Genomic DNA, 2,770 nt, shown 5'->3' on the forward strand with positions numbered 1-2,770 from the left:
GATTTGAGCCATAATGTTGGGTTTCGTGCCTCAACCCAACCTACGAATAAAGCTGGGTGAGGTCGCCACTACTGACTCCCCTAGAATCACTGATAAGGTGACTGCTGTTAATCCGATTTTGATGAGTTGCTGTGGTTTAATCATGGGTTCATTCCTTTATTGTTGCAGACAATTTATGGGAAAGTACAAGCTAGAAAATCTGGGTTTATTTGAGTAATTCAATCCCCGCGATTTGAGCCATAATGTTGGGTTTCGTGCCTCAACCCAACCTACGAATAAAGCTGGGTGAGGTCGCCACTACTGACTCCCCTAGAATCACTGATAAGGTGACTGCTGTTAATCCGATTTTGATGAGTTGCTGTGGTTTAATCATGGGTTCATTCCTTTATTGTTGCAGACAATTTATGGGAAAGTACAAGCTAGAAAATCTGGGTTTATTTGAGTAATTCAATCCCCGCGATTTGAGCCATAATGTTGGGTTTCGTGCCTCAACCCAACCTACGAATAAAGCTGGGTGAGGGTGCTGTATTAATTAATTACCGCCAATCTCCTTGAATAGTAAACGCACCCCAATAATAGGGAGACTGCCATTGACCGGAATTCCACATCTCTAATTGTGCTTCTCTTAAAGCTATAATTGGCTGTTGATTCTCATTCAATATCTCCTGATAAAACCGAGTCATTAACTGGGAAGTTGCTAAATCATTGACATTCCATAAACTCACCACCACTCGTCGCGCCCCCGCATACATAAAACCGCGAGTTAAACCTACTAAACCCTCTCCTCTTACTTCCCGACCTAAGCCCGTCTGACAAGCGCTTAATACTACTAATTCGGCGGGTAAATTCAGGTTAAATATATCATTTAAACGCACAAAGCCATTATCCGATTCTCCCTGGTAATTAAATAATGATAACACCAATCCAGATAATTCTGGATTGACTGTATCAATTAACCCATGAGTCGCGAAGTGGATGATTTGATATTCAGATAAATTGGGGTGAGTGGCTAGGTAGCGGGAAGCCTCAAAACCCAAGGCTTTCATTCTTTCATTTTCCGGGACTAATTCGGCAATATTTTCCGCTTCAACACGGCTATATTTTAATCGATTTAACTGGGGGGCTGTATCCCCTAACCCTAAACTTCTGGTCGCCCTAGCTAAGGCTAAATCATCAAGACTTGGGGAGTTATTATCAGAGGTGATTTGATTTAATCGCTGGTCGTTTGATTCAAAAATAGGGTCAGCTAATACCGCTACAATTTTAGCAGCAGTGTCCCGATTTGCTAATTGTTCTCGTTGAATAGCAATGAGAGTAGCTGAGGAAGCGGTGACAATTTCATGTTCGACTAACAGGGGGGTATCGGGTTGAGAAGGTATCGGTAAAGCGGCAAAAGGAATGAATTGTAAAATCCCATCTCCGACAATCAATAACCGTTGATTATTCAGTTGATTAACTACAGGTGAAATTAAGATTTCACTCAGGGGTAATCCCTGGGCTACTGTGGTGGTATTATCACGGTTAATAGCTTCTCGATAAGGGGCAGCTACTGCCTCGATTTCCCCTTGAGCAGGCAGAATATAACTGGTTATACTATCCTTAGTCACCGCCCAGAGAAAACTGCGTTCTTCTCCTAGGTAATATTGTAACAGCAAGGTATCATCATCAAGTACCTGTTGCTGCACTTGTTCTAAGTTCAGAGGTTGGGGATATTGCAGGTTAGCATAGTTGGGACTGACGACCCTAATTTGGGTTTGTAGTTGATTGAGTTGATTAATGAGAGATTGGGATTGAGTTTTCAGTGCATCGATTTGTTCTGTGGTAAATTGACCCTGGGTGAGTTCATACCGTTGATGTTCTATGGCATTGAGTTGTTGTATTAGGCTTTGTTCCTGCTGCAAAAGTTGAGGGTCTACGCCTTCACGAATATTAGCACCAGCTTCGGCGAGAAGTTCCAAAAGGCGGCGGGCGCGGCTACGTTCGCTGGCATGAAAAGCTAGGGCATCATATCCTTTTTGGGGGTTTTGTTGATGCAGTTCCATTAACAATTCAATATATAATTGGTAACGGTCTTGAACGGTGGAGAAAAAGGTTTGGCGGAGTTCGCCTGGAGGGGCTAAGCTGCGGAGTTCTTCAGTCAAGTTAATCGCCTTTTCCATATTAACCAGGGCTTCGGTGAGTTCGCCTTGGGAACGTTGGAGAAAAGCCATACCGGTGAGGATAGTAGCTTCCCCCCCTCTATCCCCCACAGCCCTTGATAGGGGTAAAGCTTGGTTAAGGTAGTCTAGGGCTGTTTGTTTTTCTCCCAAGGAGTCGTACACAGCGCCAATATTGCTGAGAGTAGTAGCTTCCCCCTCTCTATCCCCCACAGCCCTTCTTAGGGGTAAAGCTTGGTTGTAGTAGTCTAGGGCTGTTTGTTTTTCTCCCAAGGAGTCGTACACAGCGCCAATATTGCTGAGAGTAGTAGCTTCCATTCCTCTATCCCCCACAGCCCTTAATAGGGGTAAAGCTTGGTTGTAGTAGTCTAGGGCTGTTTGTTTTTCTCCCAAGGAGTCGTACACAGCGCCAATATTGCTGAGAGTAGTAGCTTCCATTCCTCTATCCCCCACAGCCCTTAATAGGGGTAAAGCTTGGTTGTAGTAGTCTAGGGCTGTTTGTTTTTCTCCCAAGGAGTCGTACACAGCGCCAATATTGCTGAGAGTAGTAGCTTCCATTCCTCTATCCCCCACAGCCCTTAATAGGGGTAAAGCTTGGTTGTAGTAGTCTAGGT

Annotated in this window: 1 protein-coding gene; it reads right to left on the minus strand. The window is 44.3% G+C overall.

Annotation, left to right across the window (positions count from 1 at the left end):
- Positions 1-536 precede the first annotated feature (536 nt).
- Positions 537-2,714, minus strand: a complete 2,178-nt coding sequence (locus P5674_RS24030) for a CHAT domain-containing protein (RefSeq protein ID WP_434475134.1) — start codon at positions 2,712-2,714, stop codon at positions 537-539.
- Positions 2,715-2,770 lie beyond the last annotated feature (56 nt).

The sequence above is a fragment of the Limnospira sp. PMC 289.06 genome, from assembly GCF_032350395.1.
Lineage (GTDB): Bacteria > Cyanobacteriota > Cyanobacteriia > Cyanobacteriales > Microcoleaceae > Limnospira > Limnospira platensis.

What these genes read in the sequence shown, in the direction of transcription:
- P5674_RS24030 (WP_434475134.1), bottom strand. Translation starts at nt 2,714, where the DNA reads ATGGAAGCTACTACTCTCAGCAATATTGGCGCTGTGTACGACTCCTTG.